This window comes from Roseibium sp. (assembly GCF_965229775.1).
Classification (GTDB): domain Bacteria; phylum Pseudomonadota; class Alphaproteobacteria; order Rhizobiales; family Stappiaceae; genus Roseibium.
The window spans coordinates 4,340,308-4,359,782 of record NZ_OZ245929.1 but is presented as its reverse complement, the minus strand read 5'-3'; the positions used below and the strand labels follow the sequence as shown (position 1 = coordinate 4,359,782).

Sequence of the window (19,475 nt, the reverse complement as noted above, 5' to 3'; positions counted from 1 at the left end):
AGCATACAAGACGAAAACACGCGAAGGTTCCCGGCGAGATGCCCTCACGCGAGGACATTCTCGCCTTTGTCGCGGACAATCCGGGCCGCGCCGGCAAGCGAGAGATCGCGCGCCATTTCGGGATCATCGGCGGCGCCCGCATCCACCTGAAGAAGATGCTCAAGGACCTCTCCGAGGAGGGCCTGATCGAGAAGCGGAACAAACGCATGATCCGCCCCGGTGATCTGCCGCCTGTTTTCGTCGCCCGGCTTTTCGGGCGCGACAGCGACGGCGACCTCCTCGGGGTCCCGGTCGACTGGGACGAGGAAGCCGGCGATCCGCCGAACATCCTGGTCCTGAGCGGTAAAACCAAGGCCACCCAGCCCGGCGTCGGGGACCGCGCGCTCATCCGCCTGACGGAGGCGGAAAGCGGTCCGGAAGCCGAACACGTCGCGCGCGTCATCAAGGTGCTCGAAAAGAAACAGGGCGCCATCCTGGGGATTTTCCGCAAGCGCGGCGGCGACCGCCCCCCCTACCTGGAACCGATTGACCGCAAACAGCGTGAACTCGATGTCGACCCAGCGGACCTGAAAGAAGCGGATGACGGCGACCTTGTCAGCGTACAGGTGAGCCGTTCGGGCCGCTACGGCCAGCCGCGCGCTTCGATTGTCGAGCGCTTCGGATCGATGAACTCTGAAAAGGCGATTTCGGAAATCGCGCTGCAGTCTCACGGTATACCGCACGTTTTTCCCTCGGCGGTCGAAGCCCAGGCCGAGGCGTCCAGGCCGGTCGAAACGCTCGGCAAGCGGGAGGACTGGCGGCAGGTGCCGCTGATCACGATCGACCCGCCCGATGCCAAGGATCACGACGACGCGGTTTTTGCCGAACCTGACGAGGACCCTGAAAACAGCGGCGGTCACGTCATCTATGTCGCGATCGCCGATGTCGCGCATTATGTCACGCCGGGCTCGGCCATGGACCGGGAAGCCAATATCAGGGGAAACTCGGTCTATTTTCCGGACCGTGTCATCCCGATGCTGCCCGAGCGCATATCCAACCAGCTGTGTTCGCTGCGCGAAAAGGAAGACAAACCGGCCCTCGGCGTGCGCATGATCTTCGACAAGACGGGACGCAAGACCGGTCACAGCTTTCACCGTGTCCTGATGCGTTCGGCGGCCAAGCTCTCCTATCAGCAGGCCCAGAAGGCCATTGACGGGGTCCCGGACGACAAGACGGAAACGCTGCTGGAGGGCGTGCTGAAACCTCTTTGGGCCGCCTACGCGGTGCTCAAGAAGGGCCGCGAGGCGCGCGAACCGCTGGAACTCGATCTGCCGGAGCGCAAGATCAAGCTGAAAGACGACGGAACCGTCGACCATGTCTATGTGCCGGAGCGTCTGGATGCGCACAAGCTGATCGAAGAATTCATGATCCAGGCCAATGTGGCTGCCGCGGAAACGCTCGAGAAGAAAAAGAGCCCCCTGCTCTATCGTGTTCACGACGCGTCGACACCGGAAAAGCTGGAAAGCCTCAAGGAATTTCTGTCGACCCTCAACATGAAGCTGCCGTCTTCCGGCGGGCTGCGCCCCGCCGTCTTCAACGGCATCCTGGCAAAGGTGAAGGACACGCCGCAGGCTCATCTCGTCAATGAAGTCGTTCTGCGCAGCCAGGCCCAGGCCGAATATACACCGCAGAATATCGGCCATTTCGGCCTCAATCTGCGGCGCTACGCGCATTTCACGTCGCCGATCCGCCGCTATGCCGATCTTATCGTGCACAGGGGGCTGATCTCCGCGCTGGGGTTCGGCAAGGACGGCCTGCCGGACGGCATTGAAAGCAAGCTTGAGGCGATCGGCGCGGAGATCTCCGGCGCCGAGCGGCGGGCGATGCTGGCGGAGCGGGACACGATCGACCGCCTGATCGCTCTCTGGATGAGCGATCAGGTCGGGGCGACCTTTCAGGGACGCATCGCCGGCGTGGTGAAATCCGGCCTGTTTGTCCGCCTGCAGGACACGGGCGCCGACGGGTTCGTTCCGGCCTCCACGATCGGTCTCGATTACTACCGCTACGACGAAGGGTCGCATGCCCTGATAGGTGACAAATCGGGCGAGACTTACCAACTTGGGGATCAGGTGGAAGTCAGGCTTGTGGAAGCGGCGCCGTTCGCGGGAGCGCTCACCTTCGAACTGCTCAGTCACGGACGCATCGCGGGCAAGAAAATCCGGAAAGCGGCTCCGAAGTCACGGCGAGGGCCTCCCAAGGGCGGACGCGCAAAGACCTCCACGAAAAAGACGAGCCGAAGGAGGCCAAGGTGACGGTTCGATATGATTTGACGGATAACGTGGACATCCCGGAGACCGACGCGGAACGGCCGCGGCGACCGGTCATTCCCGCGATGCTGCGCGGGGCCGGGAACGCTTGCATGAACTGCGGCCGCGGCAAGCTGTTCGATGGCTTTCTGACGACGCGTCACAGCTGCACCGAGTGCGGCCAGGAATTCCATCATCACCGGGCTGATGATGCGCCTCCCTACTTCACCATCACCATTGTCGGGCATATCATCATCCCGGCGCTGCTGATCGTCGAGGTGATGTGGCGGCCCGCAATCTGGATCCACATGTCGATCTGGCTGCCCTTGACGCTGCTGCTGTGTCTTGCGCTCATGCGCCCCATCAAGGGCGCTCTGGTCGGACTTCAATGGGCCCTCTACATGCACGGCTTCGATCCGGACTCCGAAGACGAATTTCCGGTCGCCCCCGCACCTTCCGAAAGGATCACATGACGGGTTCGTTTGAAAAACAGCTGGCGAAGGACGAGAAGGCCGGGGATTTTCCGTACATTCGGCCAAAGGATGCGGCGACGCTGCTGATCCTGGACCGCGATGCCGGCGGGACGGTCAGGCTGCTGATGGGACGGCGCCACAAGCGGCACACGTTCATGCCGGGCAAGTTCGTTTTCCCGGGCGGACGCGTCGATCCGGGCGACAGCCGCATAGCGAATGTTCTGCCCTACCACCCGAGCGTCGAAACCAAGCTCTCTCAAGGTCTGAAGAACGGCAAATCGGCCGCCCGCGTGCGGGCTTTCGCCCTGGCTGCCATCCGGGAGACCTACGAAGAGGCCGGCATTTTCGTCGGTCAGAAGTCAGATGATGGTGGCCTGCGTCTCGGCAAGGGTTTCGAAGCGTTCGCCGACAGGGGCATTCAGCCGGACCTGAGCGGCCTTCGCATGGTGGCGAGGGCAATCACACCGCCGCAGAGGCCCCGGCGCTTCGATACACGGTTTCTCGCCGTCTGGTCGGACGCAATCGCGGACCAGTTGCCGGAGGGCACAGGCCCCTCGGGCGAACTGGAAGACTGCGCCTGGCTGACACTTGAGGAAGCGCGCGAAAAAGAGCTGCCGCTGATCACCCAGACCATTCTGACAGACCTTGAAGAAAGACTTGCGAGGGACCCGAATCTTTCGCCAGGCACCGAGGTTCCCTATTACTTTTTCCGCAAGGGCGCGTTCAAGCGCGATCAGATCTGAAGCAGATATTGATGGAAAAAACGGCCATTATTCCCGACGACATGCAGACCTACCATGACGACTGGAAAATGTCGCCCGGTCTTGCATGCGGCGATTTTGTCTTTCTGACGGGCTTCACCGGTGCCGATCCTTCCGGGCACATGGCAAGCGATCCGGAAGCGCAGATGAGAAACGCGTTCGGGAAGGTGGAACGCGTGCTAGCCGAGGCCGGGCTGGACTTCAGCGCGGTTGTCGAGATGACCAGCTATCACGTCGGGCTTCGCGAGCATCTGCAGCTTTTCAAGGACATTCGCTCCGAGTTTGTCCGACCTCCCTATCCTGCCTGGACTGCGATCGAAGTATCCGGGTTTGTGCACGAAGACGCGATCGTTGAAATCCGGGTTATTGCCTGCCGGACAAAATAGACGGATTTTTTCTTCAAAACCCGGTCGCACTGCAGGCAGCGCTTGACTTTCACGCCCCGATGGGTAGTTTGCGCGCTGATTTCAGACATTGGGGTAGATTCACCGCCAGCCAATCTGGCCACAAGAACCCTATGCCCGACACACGAGAACAGGATCCAAGGCCATGGCCAAGGCGACAACAATCAAAATCAAGCTTGTGTCCACGGCGGACACCGGCTTCTTCTATGTCACGAAGAAGAACTCGCGCACGATGACCGAAAAGATGGTCAAGAAGAAGTACGACCCGGTTGCCAAGAAGCACGTCGAGTTCAAGGAAGCTAAGATCAAGTAAGTCCGGTTTTTAGCCGGATGAACAATGACCCGCCGGACCGGCGGGTTTTTTGTTGAAAAACGGATCTAAAAATACCCCAGGCGTCAGCGCTGGTTAAGCTCTGAGACACGGATAACGCGCTGGTTTGAGGAATTAGTGGTCGGTGGGAACACGGCATTCGAGGAGGCCACTCTTCGGCCGGTTCCCAACCGACCTGCCCCACGGACCCAGGAGATGCGGCGGACCTGAGCACTCCGAGGGGAAACTGTTGCCAAACGTTTTTGTTGACCAAGGTCTTACGTTAATGGCGCGGTCAAGGATCACCAAGACCTGCCGTCACACTACTCCATAAAACCCCGAATGCAATAAATTCCGCGAAATATGCACAGAAACAATGCCTTTTTAGTAAATTCGTAACCTTAACGTGAAAACAGGTAACCGATTCGAAAGACTGCATTCACGAACACTTGTGAAAGCGGCTTGGCGCCATCGCACATCCGGGACGGGTTCTTTGCCGGAAAATTGTTTCAGTGCGCGGGCTCAGTCCTCGCCCAGATAGGCGCGTACGGTCTCCAGAAACCTGGCCACGGAAATCGGCTTTGAAATGTAAGCCTCGCAACCGCCCTGACGGATGCGCTCCTCGTCGCCCTTCATGGCAAAAGCTGTCACCGCGATTACCGGAATGGCGGAAATCGTCTCATCTTCCTTGATCCACTTGGTGACTTCCAGGCCGGAGACTTCCGGCAACTGAATGTCCATCAGGATCAGATCGGGGTGATGATCGCGGGCCAGCTGCAACGCTTCGATTCCGGTCCGGGTCTGAAGCGTATTGTATCCGTGCGCTTCCAGCAGATCATGAAACAGCTTCATGTTCAGCTCGTTGTCTTCCACGATCAATACGGTTTTTGCCATTCAGTTCGGCCCTTCGCCCGGCGCGCGGCCGGTCCCATTTCTCGACCCATTTCCAGTCTGCGGTAGAACCCTGCCTCCGTCCGCATTAGATTTGTTGTAACCCGGAATCGTTTCAGAAAGGCAAAAAAACAAAATGAAATATACACAGGGCAAGTCATTATCCGTTGAAGAAGCTCAAGGAATTGCAACGGAAGCTCTGCTCCAGCTGAGCCGTGACCCTGAACAGATCGGCCGTTTTCTTGCGTTTTCAGGTATCGGGCCGGAGATGATTCGAGCAGCGGCCAGCGAACCGGGATTTCTGGCGGGTGTGCTTGAGTTCTACATGATGGACGAGCCGCTGTTGCTGGCGTTTTGCGAAAACGCCGGCGTGCGGCCGACCATGATGGCGGCAGCGCGCTACGCCCTGGCCGGCGGGTCCGGTGAAGATGCCTGAACCGACGCCCGTGCTGCCCGATGTCCTGGACCAGATCAGGGCTCTGCCCGCCTCCGGTAACAAGCTGATCATCTGCGATGTCGACGAAGTGATCCTTCACCTGATACGGCATCTTGAAGACTATCTGAATGACCGCGATCTGTTGTTCCTGCAATACGAATACAGATTGACGGGCAATATCGGGCGGACTGCGGACCGGGGCGTGCTGTCTGCGGACGAGGTCAGGCATCATCTGCTGGCGTTTTTCGACGAGATCAGCCATGCGCAGGATCTGGTTGACGGCGCCGACCGGGCCCTGGGCGAGCTGTCCGAAACCTGGGACATCGTCTTGCTCACAAATCTTCCCGGCAGCCACAACAAGCCAGCGCGCGAGAAACTGCTCGCCAGTCTGGGCATCCCCTTCCCCGTGGTAACGAATTCCGGTCCGAAGGGAGGCGCAGTGGCCGCGCTGGCGGCAAACCGGTCCGGGCCGGTTGTTTTCATCGACGACAGCCCGACAAACCATTCGTCGGTCCAGGCTTCGCTGCCCTCATCCGTGCAGATCCAGTTCATAGCGGATCAAAGGTTTCTTGCCGCGACAGAGCCCGAGACCCACATTGACCTGCTCACTGGAGACTGGCAGGAGACGGCTGCCTACATTCGGTCTATCCTCTGACGTCAGAAGCAACAAAGGACAACGGTCCTTTACCAGAAGCGGCGCATTTCGGTGTCTGAAGATCTGCAAATCGACAAAGCGCTCTGCCGGGACTGCGGCCACAGGCCCCCGGCGGCAGCGTCACGCTGTCCGGATTGCGGAAGTCCGCGGCTGGTCACGCATGCCGAACTGGACCGGCTTTCCATCGCACATATCGACTGCGATGCATTTTACGCTTCCATTGAGAAACGGGACAATCCCGAGCTCCAGGATGTTCCTGTCATCGTCGGCGGCGGACAACGCGGTGTCGTTTCGACTTGCTGCTATATCGCCCGAATCTATGGGGTCCGCTCGGCCATGCCCATGTTCAAGGCGCTCGAAGCCTGTCCGGACGCCGTGGTCATCAAGCCGGACATGGAAAAATATTCCAGGGCCGGCAAGGAAATCCGGGAACGGATGCGCGCCCTCACCCCGCTCGTCGAGCCGCTCTCGATCGACGAGGCATTCCTGGATCTGACCGGGACCGAACGGCTGCATCAGGCAACACCTGCAGAAACGCTCGCCAAATTCATCCGGGGCATTGAAGCTGACATCGGGATTTCAGCGTCTGTCGGCCTTGCGCCGAACAAGTTCCTTGCGAAGCTCGCGTCGGACCTCGAAAAGCCGAGAGGATTCTCCGTAATCGGCGCCGCCGAAGCCAAAACGGTGCTGGCCGGAATGCCGGTCGGCCGGATCTGGGGTGTGGGCAAGGTCTTTCAAAAGAAGCTGGAAAAAGACGGCATCAGGACGATCGGTCAATTGCAGACCATGGAAGCGGCGGATCTGGCGCGCCGTTACGGGACCATCGGTCTCAGGCTTGCAACGCTTTCGCAAGGCACGGACGACCGGACTGTCAAGCCGCAGCGCGGTGCCAAGAGCGTGTCTTCCGAAACAACGTTCCGGACCGATATCTCCAGCCTCGAAACGCTCCGCCCGATCCTTCGCAACCTGTCGGAAAAGGTTTCGGCGCGGCTCAAGAAATCCGACCTGGCCGGGCGCGGCGTCACGCTCAAGCTCAAGACCGCCGATTTCAAGACGATCACGCGGGCTCGCCACTTCGCCGACCCGACACAGCTCGCCGACAAGATTTACGCCGCAGGCGATGCATTGCTGGAAAACGAGACGGATGGCAGGCGTTTCCGCCTGATCGGAATTGGTGTCAGCGATCTTGAATCCGCGGATCGTGCCGATCCGGAAGATCTTCTCGACCAGTCGGCGGAACGGCGCAAGAACGCCGAACTGGCCGTCGACAAGTTGCGCGATAAGTTCGGGAATTCCGCCGTCGAACTGGGACTGACCCTCGCGGCCCGGTCCACGGACAAGCCCCGGAGGAGCTAGGGTACGGACCCATTTCCGCCGCCAAATCGGCTTCAGTTATGGGTCCTTACCCTGGTCACCTCATGTTCCTGTCCGTTCGCGACGACGGTCAGCGGTTGCAGTCGCTCTCATCGTAGAGCTCAAGCGCAGCCATCTTGCCCTTGATGGTGAAGTCGCCGTAATCAAGTGTCAGGTGACCGCTCACACCGTTCTGGTAGAGCCAGAAGGACAGCTGGTAGACAGGTGTCAGCTCTCCCGTCGCGTCCTCATCGGTCGGATCGAAATAGGCAACGGTGACCGGCCAATAGTGCAATCCGGCCAGCGATGCATCCGGATTTTCGGGACCCGCCTCGACCTGGCTTGGGGCCTTGGCCCCGATCACGGTGGTCGTGGAATAGACCTTCTCCCCGGTCTCCGCTCCGTCGTAGATGTCGGCCGCGATGAACGAAACACCGCTCTCGGCCGAGTCCAGGATCTTCAGCAGATGTTCGGTCGGAAACATCACTTCCGGGTTGATTTTCAATGATTTTTCCGAAGGTTCCTTCAACTCGACGGTCTTTGCTTCAGCGCCTGCTTTCGCGGTACCGCGCGACTCTTCCACAAGCTCCTGGTCGACATAGGTCTTGGACAGGAACTGATAGCTCTCCGCCTGCGGTTCTTCGAAGGACGTGGTCTGCAGGTCCGTCACCTGCGAACCGCCGTCCGTGTTCTGAAACCTGGTCACGAACCGAAAATTGACGCTGTATCCATCACAGGCGTTGCCGGAGAACTCGTAGACCATCCGGCCGGCAAGCCCGGCGATGCCGGAATTGTCTTCTTTTTCACCAAGTTTCATATCGTAGACCGCGCGGTGCGGCACGAGCTTGTATCCGCCCTTTCCACCAGCGGTCGCGCCACTGGCTTCCCATGAAAAAACGCCGGCGATTGCCGCCGTGGCAAAAAAGACGCCGGCCACTGATCCATTCATGAGAACGCGCTGCATGTGTTATTCCCTTGTGCCGCTCCGACGTGTTCTTTGTCGGAACTCTTCCGGTATTATGCGGTTATCGGGAACGTGCGCCACAGCGAATGTGAGACGGTGCCCCGAAAATCCACTCAGGGTGACTTATTTCATAATTCCGGCGATTGAGCGACCCGCCTGTCAGCGATCAGCCACCCCGACTGCGACTTATTTCGGAGCGCGGATACTTTGGCCTTGTCACACCCGGGAAATTGCGCCAAGACACCGGAAATTGACGCCAGCTGGAGCCATGACATGAGTGCAATCGAAACCCGTTTGACGGACCTCGGAATTTCCTTGCCGGATGCCGCCGCGCCTGCTGCCAACTATGTGCCCTATGTCCGGACGGGCAACCAGCTGTTCATCTCCGGCCAGCTGCCCATGGACGCCGGCAAGATCGCCTTTACGGGCAAGCTCGGCGGCGATGTTTCCGTCGAGGATGGCAAAGCCGCCGCCAAAACCTGTGCCATCAATCTGCTTGCCCAGGCAAAAGCCGCGACCGGCAACCTCGACAAGGTCGTCCGGTTGGTGAAGATCGTCGGATTCGTCAACTCGACTGCCGAATTCACGGATCAGCCGCAGGTCATCAACGGGGCTTCCGATTTCCTGGTCGACGCCATGGGCGATGCCGGCCGGCACGCCCGCTCGGCAGTCAGCGCAGCGTCCCTGCCCTTCGGCGCGGCCGTCGAGATCGAAGCCATCTTCGAAATCGAAGACTGACGCATTAACCGGCGGGTCACCCGCCGGGACAGTTCCGGATCCTTTCTCCATGTCTACCGACCTTCAGGCAATCTTTGCCCGGCCGATCGCACATCGCGGTTTTCATGATGCCGACAACGGAATCATCGAGAACACGCCGAGCGCCATCAGCCGCGCTGTCGAGCATAATCTTGCGATCGAAGTCGATGTTCAGGAGACCGCCGACGGCAAGGCGCTGGTCTTTCATGACTACACGCTTGACCGGCTCGCGGAAGGAAAGGGAAAGGTCATCGATTTTGCGGCCGCAGACCTGGTCGGGATCCACATGAGAACCGGCACGGACAAATTATGGCTGCTTCAGGATCTGTTCGATCTCGTTGACGGCAAGGTTCCGCTTGTCATCGAAATCAAGTCGCTGATGCGGCGCGACGCGCAAGGGGACTTCGTGCGCAGTGTGACCGATCAGATCGCGGCTTACCGGGGTCCGGCTTGCCTGAAATCCTTCGACCCCGACATGCTGTCCATCGCCAGGAGCCAGAACGCTGCAGTCCTGCGCGGCATTGTTGCGGACGGGGCGGAACCGGGACCGGACTATGCGCGCTATTCGCGTACCGACCGGTTCATCCTGCGGCACCTCCTGCACGCACCGCGCACGCGCCCCCACTTCATTTCCTACGGCATCAACGATCTGCCCAAGGCGGGACCGAGCCTGCTGCGATCCGTTTTCAAGGTCCCCCTGATGACCTGGACGGTGCGTACGCGCGAACAACGCCTGCGCGCAGACCGGTATGCGGACCAGATCGTTTTTGAAGGTTTTGATCCGGACGCCGAGCCCCGCTCCACGTAACAGCCGGTTTCCGAAGCCAACAGCCTGTTTCCCGATCGGCGTCAGCCAGATCCCTCTTGCGATGCAAAACGATAGCGCTACATTTTAACGGTGGCCCCAATTTTGGATGCTTTTGACGCATGAGTTCTTCCCCTTCCGAGGAAAAGCAGGATCCGGACGCTCCCGCCGACGGACAAACGATTTCATTGCGGATCCTGTCCTCCCTGAAGGATGTGTCCGCCGACAAATGGGACGCCGTCGCCAATCCCGGCTGGGTCCTGGATGGTGCCGGAAAACTTGCGCGGGCCGAGAGCGCCGCCGCGCCAGCGGCGCTTCAGGGTTCCGACCTTGCGGACGCATTGGGCGTTCTTGATGTAGAACATGAAGAAACGTCATATAACCCGTTTCTTTCTCACGCTTTTCTTGAAGCCCTTGAGGCTGCTGGCTGCGCCACGAATGCCACCGGCTGGCTGCCGCGCCACATGCTGCTTGAAGACACCGGCGGCAACGTGCTGGGTGCCGTTCCGGCGTATCTGAAGAGCCACTCCCAGGGAGAATATGTCTTCGACCACAGCTGGGCGGATGCGTTCTACCGTGCCGGAGGCGAATATTATCCCAAACTGCAGATTTCGGTGCCCTTCACGCCTGCCACGGGCCGCCGGTTCCTGGTCGGTCCGGGCATCAACCGGGAAGCCGGTCTTCAGGCCCTTGCGGCCGGTCTCGTTCAGGTATGCCAGAGAAGCGGTGCGTCGTCGGTACACGCCACTTTCCTGACCAAGCCGGAGTGGGACGGACTTGGCGACCTGGGCTACCTGCAGCGCACCGACCAGCAGTTCCACTGGGAAAACAACGGGTATGAGAGCTTCGACGGCTTTCTGGCCGATCTGGCCTCGCGCAAGCGCAAGGCGATCAAGAAGGAGCGGCGCGAAGCGCTGAGCGCCGAGGGGATCGAGGTCGAGTGGGTCACCGGTCCGGACCTGACAGAAGCCCACTGGGACGCCTTTTACGGGTTTTACATGGATACCGGATCCCGCAAGTGGGGCCGCCCCTATCTCAACCGGAAGTTCTTTTCGCTGATCAACGAACGGCTTGCCGAACAAACGCTTCTGGTGCTGGCGAAACGGGACGGACGCTATGTGGCGGGTGCGCTGAACTTCATCGGTTCGGAAACCCTGTTCGGCCGGCACTGGGGCTGCTGCGAGCACCACCCGTTCCTGCATTTCGAGCTCTGCTACTACCAGGCCATCGACTTTGCCATCTCAAGGGGACTGCAACGGGTTGAAGCAGGCGCACAGGGCTCGCACAAGCTTGCCCGCGGCTATCTTCCGACCACGACATACTCGGCCCACTGGATTGCCCATGAAGGCCTTCATCAGGCCGTCGCCGACTATCTGGAGCAGGAACGCTTCGCCGTGGAACGTGAAAACCAAGCCCTTGCCGAGCATGCCCCGTTCAAGAAAGGCGAATGAGCCGAGCCGGTTCAGTCTTCGAAGGTGAGATGCATCTCTGACTGATGGATGCGATCCTTTACCCCGCTCCGGTCAAGAAAGGCGTTCACCGTTTCCGCCGCGACATCGATATTGACGAATGTGAGATGCTCCGCTGCGGTCGCGTTCCAGAGCCCCTGCAGCAGTGCACGCCCGATGCCCCGCCGCCGATAGTCCCGGTGAACGGCGATCTGGGCAACGGATCCATCTAGGTAGGACGCGCCCCAGCCGACGAGACTGCCTTCAATCTGAACACCAAGCACGCAGGTCTTTTCACGCAGCGCGCACAGCGCCGCCCGTCCGTTCTGCGGCGTCGGCAGGGTGTCGAAGAAGGCGCTTTCGTCCGCGGGAAGATGGTCGACCGACATCGTCTCCAGGGTGAAATCAGGATGCCCGGTTTGGGCCGGGCGCGGTCCGGATGTCCCGCAAACGCGCAATGTCCGGCATGCCTTGAAGCCGAAGTCTTCATAGGCCTTCACCGCCTTGTCGTTGGAGGTGATCACCTCCAGTTGAAGCCCGCTGCCGCCATCGGATTGTTGCCGCGCGATCACCTGTTGCAGCAAACGGCGCGACAGGCCCTTGCGGCGATGCGCCGGAACGGTTCCGACGGACAGGGTGTAAGCGCGGTTCTCATAGGCGGACAAGGGCTGACTTGAGAACCAGAACCCGGCAATCTCCTCTCCCTGCATCGCTGCGAAGGAATGTTCGGGCGAAAAGCCGCGCTGCCGCTGAAACTCCTCGAACCTTTCAGCCGTGAGAGACAAGGGCACGACATAGTCCGAAAAGGCCGCATTCATCGCGGCGCAAAGCTGCGCGGCCTGCAAGGCGCTGCAATCTGTGATCTGATAGGACATGGATTTCCTTGTGGACCGCTCGATCAACGGACGAGCAGCCTATACGCGACAAAGACAAGGTGGCGCGCAAGCCTTCGCTGTCCGCCGGTGCCGCGCCTCACACGCCGCTGGCAAGATCCAGCACGCGCCCCGTCAGTTGAAACTCTCCGCGACATCATACATGACGGGTTCGAAGCTCTTGCACAGCGCATGAATACGCCTGTTCCGTTCGCGCATTTCCGGTGTCCGCAACATGGCAAGAAAGTCCTCCCGCCTGCGCCATTGAGAATAATTGGCAATGCGGGTCTGGGCATCGTTGACGTGAAGCCCGGCGCCTATGAAGCCGGGCTGATGCCGGATGAAGTTCTGATACGCGTCCTTGAGTTCATCCAGGAGGTCGAAACAGGTTCCCGGTGTCATCTCGAATGTTGTGATCACGGTCTGACAATCGCTGTCGCTGGAAATCTCAGGCATCGCTCTCCTCCTCTGCCCCGGGTCACACTCCCATAAACCTGGATCACGAGGGTACAACCTGATCTGAAATGCTGGCACGAAAAGCGGAATGCGGCAACTTGCATTTGTTCGCGCGCGGTCCACAGGCTGCGCTAGGCCATACCCTCATAAACCAGGCCGCAATGGCGCTGCAAACGGCGATGGGATGCAAGGAAATGTGCGAAAAGCGGGCTTTCTGCCCGGTTGAGCGCATTGACGCAGCAGGTCGAAGCCGTTTCTGCGTCCCTTCGGGATAGGGTACGGACAGATAAATGAGGCCGAAATGGTTTGAGGCGGATTGCTTCTCCTCTAGGAGCGGAAGCGCAGGAAATGTGGTTCATTTTCAAGCCTTTCGCGACGCCGGGGAGGCGCAATCCGGTCAAATCCGAAGGACATGGAAATGGCTTCACCCCGTGTCGTCAGCGTGTTTGACCGGGCAGGAAGCCCGCTCCGCACACCCTTCCTAACGGTGTTTCGCCATTTCGCATGCCATTTCAGTCTCATTTATCTGTCCGTACCCTTGATGAATTTGCCCGGATACTTTGTTGCGAAGCTTTGAAAACCGGCCGGTTTCCTGCAGCTTCGCGCCGCGTATCCGACCAAATTCATCCATACCATTGTGGCCTGGTTTGTGAGGGGATGGCCTAATCAAGCGCGCCCCCCAGATCCGCGACCAGGTCCTCGGCGTCCTCAAGTCCCACGGACAGGCGAAAGATCCCCTCACCGGCATAATCCTCGTAGGATTTCAGCTGTTTGCCGTCAAGGCGGAAGGAGGTCTCCATCAGCGGAGCGGTTTCCATCCAGAAAATCAGCGAGCGATGATGACCGAGCGAGACCGCGTAATGAATGACTTCCAGACGGTCGATCATCCGGTGCGCAAACATCCGGCCCGTTTCGGCGGAACCGACCTGAAAAGACATCATGCCGGAGAAATTCGTCATCTGGCGTGCCGCAAGATCATGCTGCGGGTGTGAGGGCAGCCCGGGATACATCACCCGTGTCACGGCGGGATGCGCTTCAAGCCACCGTGCGACCGCCGCCGCACCATCCTGATGAGCTCTCATGCGCAGCGGAAGCGTCGCCGCGCCCCTTGCGATCAGCCATGCGTTGAACGGCGACAGGACGCCGCCATGATGTATCGCAGCTTCCTTTCTCATCGCGGCGATCAGGTCTGCGCGGCCGGCAACGGCACCGCCGACGGCATCGCCATGGCCGCCGATATACTTGGTAATCGAGTGCATCACCAGATCGACGCCGAGACCGGTAGCGTCCAGCCCGAGCGGTGATGCGAACGTGGCATCGCAGCTGTGCAGCGCGCCGGCGGCGTGCGCGAGACCGGAAACCGCCTTCAGGTCCGTCAGCCGCATGATCGGATTGACCGGCGTTTCGGTGTGAACGAGCCTGGTGGTCGGCCGGATCGCAGCGGCGACGGCGTCCAGGTCCGACATGTCCACCATCGAGACATCGATACCGAGGCGCGGCAGCGTTTCCCGCGCGAGTTCGGCGACACCGGCATAAGACACGTCGGAGACGACAACATGGTCGCCGGCCGACAGGAACGTGAGGAAAATCGCGGTCGCGGCCGCCATGCCCGACGCCAGGCAGAGACAGTCTTCCACCCCCTGCAGGGCGGCGATCTTCTGCTCGAGCAACGAAACCGTCGGGTTGCCCCACCGCGAATAGATGAACCCCTCTCCAGCCTCGTCCAGGTCGTGTGCCGAAAAGCCCGCCACGTCCTCGCTCACGAAGGTCGAACTCATGTGAATGGGTGGCGCGGACGCACCGGTGGCCGGGTCCGGCGTTTCACCGCCGTGAATGGCGGTGGTCATCGGACCGCGCTTCCTGTTGGATGGTTTCACGACAATCTCCCTATGCCGCTTCGGCAGGCTCAACACCCTCTGCCGCCATACTCATAACGGCCTCCTGTGCGAGCGAAAGCAGTTTTTCGTAATGCGCCGCGCGCGAACTGCCGTTGCGCCAAACAAGATACATGACACGCTGCATGGCGATTCCTTCGACCGGTTTCAAAAGCAGGTTCTGTTCCTTCGGAAATTCCGAGGCAATATAAGCGGCGGGGAAGAGCGCCAGCCCCATGCCGATCGAAGCCATCTGGCGAAGCGCGTCGAGACTGGTGCCTTCGTAGTCCTGAAGGAAGTCGGCACCGGCCGCCCGTGCCAGCGCCTGAACGTCATTGTGCAGCCGGAAACCCTGCCCCAGGGACAGGAGCTTTTCGCCTTTCAGCAGCGACACCGGCACCGCGTCCAGACCGGAAAGCGGATGCGTTCTTGGTACGGCAAGTGAAACGCTTTCGAAGCAGATCACACGTTCTGTCAGTTGCCCCGTCGGCGTGAAGTCCGGCGTGATGATGCAATCCAGAGCCCCCGCGGCCAGACCTTCCTCCAGCAAGTTGGGCCGGTCCTCGCGGATATAGAGCTCCAGATCCGGGAAATTTTCCTTCAGAATCGGCAGCAGGTACGGCATGAAATATGGCCCGAATGTGGGCGAAACTCCCAACCGTATCAAACCGCCCAGATTTGCCCGGCCGGCCTGCGCCACCGCCACAATTTCGTCCAAACTCTCAAGAGCCTGTCGCGCAAGCGGCAACAGCCGCTCACCGGCGGCCGTGAGGCTGATATCCCCGCCGCCGCGTTCCAGCAGGCCACATCCGAGACTTTCTTCCAAGAGCTTGAATTGTGAAGACAAAGTCGGCTGGGACACATGGCATTTTTCAGCCGCCTTGCCGAAATGAAGCGTTTCGGCAAGTGCGATGAAATAGTCCAGTTGACGCGGTGATGGCCGGAAATGCATCGTTCTCCCCTTGTCGATAGATTTTATCTATCACATTAATACAAACAATGTATTTCTTCTATGCCGAAGTCACCCCATATCATGGTTGTCAACACAGCAACAGCCAACAACGTGGAGGTAGGCGATGTACAACCGTTTGAAATCCTTGCGCAGCCAGCACAACACGCTGGATTCCTTGATCCGCCGTGAGGAGCTACATCCCTACCCCGACGCGCAGCACATTCGGTCCTTGAAGAAATTCAAGCTTCGTTTGCGTGACGAGATCACCAGGATTGAAACAAGCCTGAACGCAAATCAGTTGGCTTACTGAACCGCACCCGAACGTGCCCGCGAAAGGAAACTGTCATGAACCCGTTCTGGCCATTTATGGCCCTGCCTGCCATGCAACCGAAGTTCACCCGCCGGACAAGGCTGCAAGACCTGGAAGCACGCATGTCGTCCTTCCTGTCGGAAAAGCAGGCGTCGAGCACCAGCTGCCCCAAGGTGCTCGACAATATCAAGGTCGCTAAGTCGACCGTCCAGCGTGAGATGGCGTCCGACTGAGGGACAAAGTCCGGTTTTCAACCTTCTGAAACCGGCAATGCCACGGCAGCTGGATCAACCCGTCCGCGCAGGCCCCGCGGGCGGGTTTTCTTTTGGTGACGGCGGTCACTCCGCCGGCACGGCCGCGCCTTCGTCTGGCACCTCCTCGCCTTTCCCGGTTTTCGCGGGAGGACGAACCCTGAAAAACAGGGCGTAGAGAACCGGTGCGGCGATCAGGGTAAGAACGGTCGCGAAGGCCAGCCCGCCCATGATCGTCACCGCCATGCCCCGGAAAAACGCATCCGACAACAGCGGTGCCATGCCCAGGATCGTCGTGATCGCCGCCAGCATCACCGGACGCATACGGGACACGCTGGCGGTCACGATGGCATCGTATTTCTCGCTGCCTTCCCCGATCAGCCTGTCGATTTCCTCCAGAAGCACGATCGCGTTCTTGATCAGCATGCCGGAAAGCGACAGGAAGCCGAGCAGTGACATGAAGCCGAACGGCGTATCCGTTGCCAGGAGGGCAATCGCGACGCCATTGATCGACATCGGCACCATCAGCCAGATGATCAGCGGTTGCCGGATCGATCCGAAAAGCAGGATCGAAATGATCAGCATCACCAGGAAACCGAGCGGCAACTGGGCTCCTAGAGACGCCTGCGCATCATTCGTGCTTTCGTATTCTCCGCCCCATACCAGTGCGTAGCCGGGCGGCAGCGCCATCGCCTCGATTTGCGGCCGGACCCTCGCGAGCGCCGCAGAGGCCGTCTCGCCTGCCGTCGTCTCCGCCTTGACGGTCAGCGTCCGGACGCGGTCGCGCCGGTGGATCAGAGTGTCCTGCGGCTCCATGACGAACCGGCTCACCACCTGGTCGATCGGAACGTAGCGGCGCTGGCCCGTGCTCCAGACAAGCGAGTCGGAGACGCTTTCATTGACTGAGATCCCTTCCGGTCCGGCCTTGCGGGCGACAATCGGAATGCTCTCGTCCACATCGCGATAGGAGCCGACCTGCACGCCCTCCGTCGCGAATTGCAGCGACAGCGACAGTTCTTCGCGGGTAACGCCCGAAATCCTTGCCCTGTCTTCCTCGAACACGGGGCGAACGACCAGTTCCCGCTGTCTCCAGTCGGTGTTGACATCGGCCAGCCGGTTCTCCGGAAGGGAAAAGATGGCCTGCGCCTCGTCGCCGAGACGTTTGAGCACATCGGCGTCCGGCCCGGAAAACCGTGCCTCGATCTTCGCGCCGCCACCGGGGCCGAAGACGAGACGCTTGGTGATGATCTGCGCCGATGGAAATCGCTCGCCGAATTTCGAGCGCAATTCCAGCGCGAGCAGATCGATATCGTCGCGGTTTTTCGTACGGATGAGCATGTGGCCATAGGCGGGATTGGCATCTTCCGGTGCATAGGTGAGCATGAACCGGGTCGCGCCGCCACCTGCGAAACTGGTCACGGCTTCCACGCGCTCGTCCGCAAGGATGACCTTCTCCATCTCCGCCAGATCAGCCTCCGTCGCCCTGATGTCCGTGCCCTGGGGAGACCAGTAGTGCACATAGAAGATCGGCGTGTTGCTGTCGGGAAAGAAGGCCTGTTTCACATTGCCGAAGGCCATGACACAGGCGACCGTTATGCCGACAAGCGCCAGCACGGAGAGCAGCCTTACATGCAGTGCCCCCACCAGAAAGCCGCGATAGATGGCATAAAGGATGCCCTTGTAGGGATCGTGATCGTCAGGATTGCCCTCCGCCGTGCGGAAAAAATACTTCCCGAAAAGAGGCGTCACCGTCACGGCAAAGACCCAGGACAGCAGCAGCGAAATCGCGATCACGGCAAACAGCGAGAACAGGAATTCGCCCGTTGCATCCGGTGACAACCCGATCCCCGAAAAGGCCATGATGCCGATCACGGTGGCCCCAAGGAGCGGCCACATCGTCTGCCTGACGACACGGCTTGCCGCCTCGATCGCCCTTTGCCCGCGCTGCATGTTGATCATCATGCCCTCGGCAACGACGATCGCGTTGTCCACGAGCATGCCCATGGCGATGATCAGCGCGCCGAGCGAAATGCGTTCCATCTCGATGTTGAAGATCCGCATGAACAGGACGGTTGCCATGACCGTCAGCAGAAGAACGGTTCCGACAACCACCGCCGCGCGCCAGCCCATGAAGAGTGCAAGAACACCGATCACGATGACGACGGACGCGGCCAGATTGAGAATGAAACCGTTGACGGAAGCGTCGACGACGATGTTCTGTTCGTAGATCGGATGGATCTGCATGCCGACCGGCAGCAACGCCTCGATCTCCGCCAGCTTTTCAACGACCCGGTCACCGACATCGACGATGTTGGTCCCGTCGACCTGGGAGACCCCGATCGTGACCGCGCGGCGGCCTTCGTGGCGGATCAGTTTGCGCGGACGTTCCGGTTCACCCAGTTCCAGCGTGGAAATATCCGACAGGCGGATCATAGCCGTCGAGCCTGGGCGACCGACAATAAGGTCCTGTATTCCGCTGAAATCCTCAAACGCGGATGGGGTCATCAAGCGGATGCGGGATTGTCCGGACACCGCCGAGCCATTCGACTGGATCCTGTTTTCGGCATCCAGAACACCGACAATGTCGGTCATGGAAATGCCGAGGCCGGCCATCTTGTCCTGGTCGACGTCGAGGTAGATGACGTCCTCGGGCTCGCCGTCGACCTCCACCTTGCCGACCCCCGGCACGGCAAGCAGTTCCCGGCGGATCCGCTTCACCGTGTCGCGTATGTCGCGATTTGTGTACCCATCGGCCGTGAACGCGTAAAAGAGACCGAACACGTCTCCAAAGCTGTCATAGACGAGCGGCGTTCTGGCGCCCGCGGGCAGGTTGCGCTGTTCGTCGCCGACCTTGCGGCGCAATTCGTCCCAGACCTGAGGCAGTTCCCCGCCGTCATAGGTTGGCTTGATCTCCACGCTGATCCGCGACAGACCGGGTTCTGAAACCGACCTGATCTCATCCAGCTGCGGCATCTGCTGTATCGCGGTCTCGAGGATTTCCGTGACCTCGTTCTCGACCTCGGCGGCCGTTGCCCCGGGATACGCGGTGATGACCTGCGCTTCCTTGATCGTGAAGGCCGGATCTTCGAGGCGGCCGACCGAAGTCAGCCCCCAAAGACCGCCGAGAAGTGCGATCAGCACGATCATCCATGTGTTGACCGGCTTCTCGATGGAGTAGCGAGCGATATCCACGATCCGTGATCCCTTGACTGGTTGCGG

General features: G+C 60.0%; 20 protein-coding genes. 13 read left to right on the top strand and 7 right to left on the bottom strand.

Annotated elements, in window-relative coordinates; all coding sequences use genetic code 11:
* The first annotated feature begins 38 nt into the window (after nt 1-38).
* The 5 genes from rnr (at nt 39) to rpmG (ending at nt 4,236) form a co-directional block, all read left to right on the top strand.
* Nucleotides 39-2,291, top strand: coding sequence for a ribonuclease R (gene rnr, locus ACO07N_RS19660; protein WP_421984459.1), 2,253 nt, complete (start codon nt 39-41; stop codon nt 2,289-2,291).
* Complete coding sequence (locus tag ACO07N_RS19655; protein ID WP_421982647.1) at nt 2,288-2,758, top strand: DUF983 domain-containing protein; 471 nt, start codon at nt 2,288-2,290, stop codon at nt 2,756-2,758. The genes rnr and ACO07N_RS19655 overlap by 4 nt, the downstream gene beginning before the upstream one ends.
* Nucleotides 2,755-3,501: an NUDIX hydrolase gene (locus tag ACO07N_RS19650; RefSeq protein ID WP_421982646.1), complete on the top strand. Its 747-nt coding sequence runs from the start codon at nt 2,755-2,757 to the stop codon at nt 3,499-3,501. The genes ACO07N_RS19655 and ACO07N_RS19650 overlap by 4 nt, the downstream gene beginning before the upstream one ends.
* Nucleotides 3,502-3,512: 11 nt before the next feature.
* The gene (locus ACO07N_RS19645; RefSeq protein ID WP_421982645.1) at nt 3,513-3,905 is read left to right on the top strand and encodes a RidA family protein; all 393 of its coding nucleotides are present in this window, start codon (nt 3,513-3,515) and stop codon (nt 3,903-3,905) included.
* A 163-nt stretch (nt 3,906-4,068) separates the two neighbouring features.
* Nucleotides 4,069-4,236, top strand: coding sequence for a 50S ribosomal protein L33 (rpmG, locus tag ACO07N_RS19640; RefSeq protein WP_299471361.1), 168 nt, complete (start codon nt 4,069-4,071; stop codon nt 4,234-4,236).
* Nucleotides 4,237-4,755: 519 nt separating this feature from the next.
* Here the strand turns inward: rpmG and ACO07N_RS19635 are convergent.
* Nucleotides 4,756-5,127, bottom strand: a complete 372-nt coding sequence (locus tag ACO07N_RS19635; protein ID WP_421982644.1) for a response regulator — start codon at nt 5,125-5,127, stop codon at nt 4,756-4,758.
* A 133-nt stretch (nt 5,128-5,260) separates the two neighbouring features.
* Between ACO07N_RS19635 and ACO07N_RS19630 the strand changes: the two genes are divergently transcribed.
* From ACO07N_RS19630 to ACO07N_RS19620, 3 genes are read left to right on the top strand one after another with little or no spacing between them, the layout of a single operon-like run.
* Nucleotides 5,261-5,560: a DUF3572 domain-containing protein gene (locus tag ACO07N_RS19630; protein WP_421982643.1), complete on the top strand. Its 300-nt coding sequence runs from the start codon at nt 5,261-5,263 to the stop codon at nt 5,558-5,560.
* A complete protein-coding gene (locus tag ACO07N_RS19625) occupies nt 5,553-6,215 on the top strand; it encodes a hypothetical protein (RefSeq protein WP_421982642.1) in 663 nt (220 codons plus the stop codon). Before ACO07N_RS19630 ends, ACO07N_RS19625 begins: the two co-directional genes overlap by 8 nt.
* A gap of 51 nt (nt 6,216-6,266) precedes the next feature.
* On the top strand, nt 6,267-7,571 hold the full coding sequence (locus ACO07N_RS19620) for a DNA polymerase IV (RefSeq protein ID WP_421982641.1): 1,305 nt from the start codon (nt 6,267-6,269) through the stop codon (nt 7,569-7,571).
* A gap of 88 nt (nt 7,572-7,659) precedes the next feature.
* On the opposite strand, the gene ACO07N_RS19615 is transcribed toward ACO07N_RS19620, so the two are convergent.
* A complete protein-coding gene (locus tag ACO07N_RS19615; protein ID WP_421982640.1) occupies nt 7,660-8,532 on the bottom strand; it encodes a cell envelope integrity EipB family protein in 873 nt (290 codons plus the stop codon).
* A 273-nt stretch (nt 8,533-8,805) separates the two neighbouring features.
* Here ACO07N_RS19615 and ACO07N_RS19610 point away from each other — a divergent pair, with 273 nt between their 5' ends.
* The 3 genes from ACO07N_RS19610 (at nt 8,806) to ACO07N_RS19600 (ending at nt 11,544) form a co-directional block, all read left to right on the top strand.
* Entirely contained in the window at nt 8,806-9,270 is a 465-nt protein-coding gene (locus ACO07N_RS19610) for a RidA family protein (protein ID WP_421982639.1), read from the top strand.
* Nucleotides 9,271-9,319: 49 nt separating this feature from the next.
* The gene (locus ACO07N_RS19605) at nt 9,320-10,096 is read left to right on the top strand and encodes a glycerophosphodiester phosphodiesterase family protein (protein ID WP_421982638.1); all 777 of its coding nucleotides are present in this window, start codon (nt 9,320-9,322) and stop codon (nt 10,094-10,096) included.
* 119 nt (nt 10,097-10,215) lie between these two features.
* Nucleotides 10,216-11,544, top strand: coding sequence for a GNAT family N-acetyltransferase (locus tag ACO07N_RS19600; protein ID WP_421982637.1), 1,329 nt, complete (start codon nt 10,216-10,218; stop codon nt 11,542-11,544).
* Between the two features lie 11 nt (nt 11,545-11,555).
* Here ACO07N_RS19600 and ACO07N_RS19595 read toward each other — a convergent pair whose 3' ends face one another.
* The 4 genes from ACO07N_RS19595 to ACO07N_RS19580 form a co-directional block, all read right to left on the bottom strand.
* Complete coding sequence (locus tag ACO07N_RS19595) at nt 11,556-12,416, bottom strand: GNAT family N-acetyltransferase (protein WP_421982636.1); 861 nt, start codon at nt 12,414-12,416, stop codon at nt 11,556-11,558.
* A 132-nt stretch (nt 12,417-12,548) separates the two neighbouring features.
* Nucleotides 12,549-12,869, bottom strand: coding sequence for an antibiotic biosynthesis monooxygenase family protein (locus ACO07N_RS19590; protein ID WP_319387053.1), 321 nt, complete (start codon nt 12,867-12,869; stop codon nt 12,549-12,551).
* A 662-nt stretch (nt 12,870-13,531) separates the two neighbouring features.
* A complete protein-coding gene (locus ACO07N_RS19585; protein ID WP_421982635.1) occupies nt 13,532-14,746 on the bottom strand; it encodes a trans-sulfuration enzyme family protein in 1,215 nt (404 codons plus the stop codon).
* A gap of 10 nt (nt 14,747-14,756) precedes the next feature.
* The gene (locus tag ACO07N_RS19580) at nt 14,757-15,695 is read right to left on the bottom strand and encodes a LysR substrate-binding domain-containing protein (protein WP_421982634.1); all 939 of its coding nucleotides are present in this window, start codon (nt 15,693-15,695) and stop codon (nt 14,757-14,759) included.
* A 124-nt stretch (nt 15,696-15,819) separates the two neighbouring features.
* Between ACO07N_RS19580 and ACO07N_RS19575 the strand changes: the two genes are divergently transcribed.
* On the top strand, nt 15,820-16,005 hold the full coding sequence (locus ACO07N_RS19575; RefSeq protein WP_421982633.1) for a YdcH family protein: 186 nt from the start codon (nt 15,820-15,822) through the stop codon (nt 16,003-16,005).
* Between the two features lie 35 nt (nt 16,006-16,040).
* Nucleotides 16,041-16,238 (top strand): hypothetical protein, encoded by a 198-nt coding sequence (locus ACO07N_RS19570; RefSeq protein WP_319387049.1) that lies wholly within the window; start codon nt 16,041-16,043, stop codon nt 16,236-16,238.
* Between the two features lie 105 nt (nt 16,239-16,343).
* Here ACO07N_RS19570 and ACO07N_RS19565 read toward each other — a convergent pair whose 3' ends face one another.
* Nucleotides 16,344-19,448: an efflux RND transporter permease subunit gene (locus ACO07N_RS19565; protein WP_421982632.1), complete on the bottom strand. Its 3,105-nt coding sequence runs from the start codon at nt 19,446-19,448 to the stop codon at nt 16,344-16,346.
* Nucleotides 19,449-19,475: the final 27 nt, after the last annotated feature.

Coding starts and splice junctions, on each gene's coding strand:
- ACO07N_RS19570 (WP_319387049.1), top strand. CDS start 16,041: ATGAACCCGTTCTGGCCATTTATGGCCCTGCCTGCCATGCAACCGAAG.
- rpmG (WP_299471361.1), top strand. CDS start 4,069: ATGGCCAAGGCGACAACAATCAAAATCAAGCTTGTGTCCACGGCGGAC.
- ACO07N_RS19615 (WP_421982640.1), bottom strand. CDS start 8,532: ATGCAGCGCGTTCTCATGAATGGATCAGTGGCCGGCGTCTTTTTTGCC.
- rnr (WP_421984459.1), top strand. CDS start 39: ATGCCCTCACGCGAGGACATTCTCGCCTTTGTCGCGGACAATCCGGGC.
- ACO07N_RS19610 (WP_421982639.1), top strand. CDS start 8,806: ATGAGTGCAATCGAAACCCGTTTGACGGACCTCGGAATTTCCTTGCCG.
- ACO07N_RS19630 (WP_421982643.1), top strand. CDS start 5,261: ATGAAATATACACAGGGCAAGTCATTATCCGTTGAAGAAGCTCAAGGA.
- ACO07N_RS19575 (WP_421982633.1), top strand. CDS start 15,820: ATGTACAACCGTTTGAAATCCTTGCGCAGCCAGCACAACACGCTGGAT.
- ACO07N_RS19650 (WP_421982646.1), top strand. CDS start 2,755: ATGACGGGTTCGTTTGAAAAACAGCTGGCGAAGGACGAGAAGGCCGGG.
- ACO07N_RS19595 (WP_421982636.1), bottom strand. CDS start 12,416: ATGTCCTATCAGATCACAGATTGCAGCGCCTTGCAGGCCGCGCAGCTT.
- ACO07N_RS19590 (WP_319387053.1), bottom strand. CDS start 12,869: ATGCCTGAGATTTCCAGCGACAGCGATTGTCAGACCGTGATCACAACA.
- ACO07N_RS19605 (WP_421982638.1), top strand. CDS start 9,320: ATGTCTACCGACCTTCAGGCAATCTTTGCCCGGCCGATCGCACATCGC.
- ACO07N_RS19635 (WP_421982644.1), bottom strand. CDS start 5,127: ATGGCAAAAACCGTATTGATCGTGGAAGACAACGAGCTGAACATGAAG.
- ACO07N_RS19645 (WP_421982645.1), top strand. CDS start 3,513: ATGGAAAAAACGGCCATTATTCCCGACGACATGCAGACCTACCATGAC.
- ACO07N_RS19600 (WP_421982637.1), top strand. CDS start 10,216: ATGAGTTCTTCCCCTTCCGAGGAAAAGCAGGATCCGGACGCTCCCGCC.
- ACO07N_RS19625 (WP_421982642.1), top strand. CDS start 5,553: ATGCCTGAACCGACGCCCGTGCTGCCCGATGTCCTGGACCAGATCAGG.
- ACO07N_RS19580 (WP_421982634.1), bottom strand. CDS start 15,695: ATGCATTTCCGGCCATCACCGCGTCAACTGGACTATTTCATCGCACTT.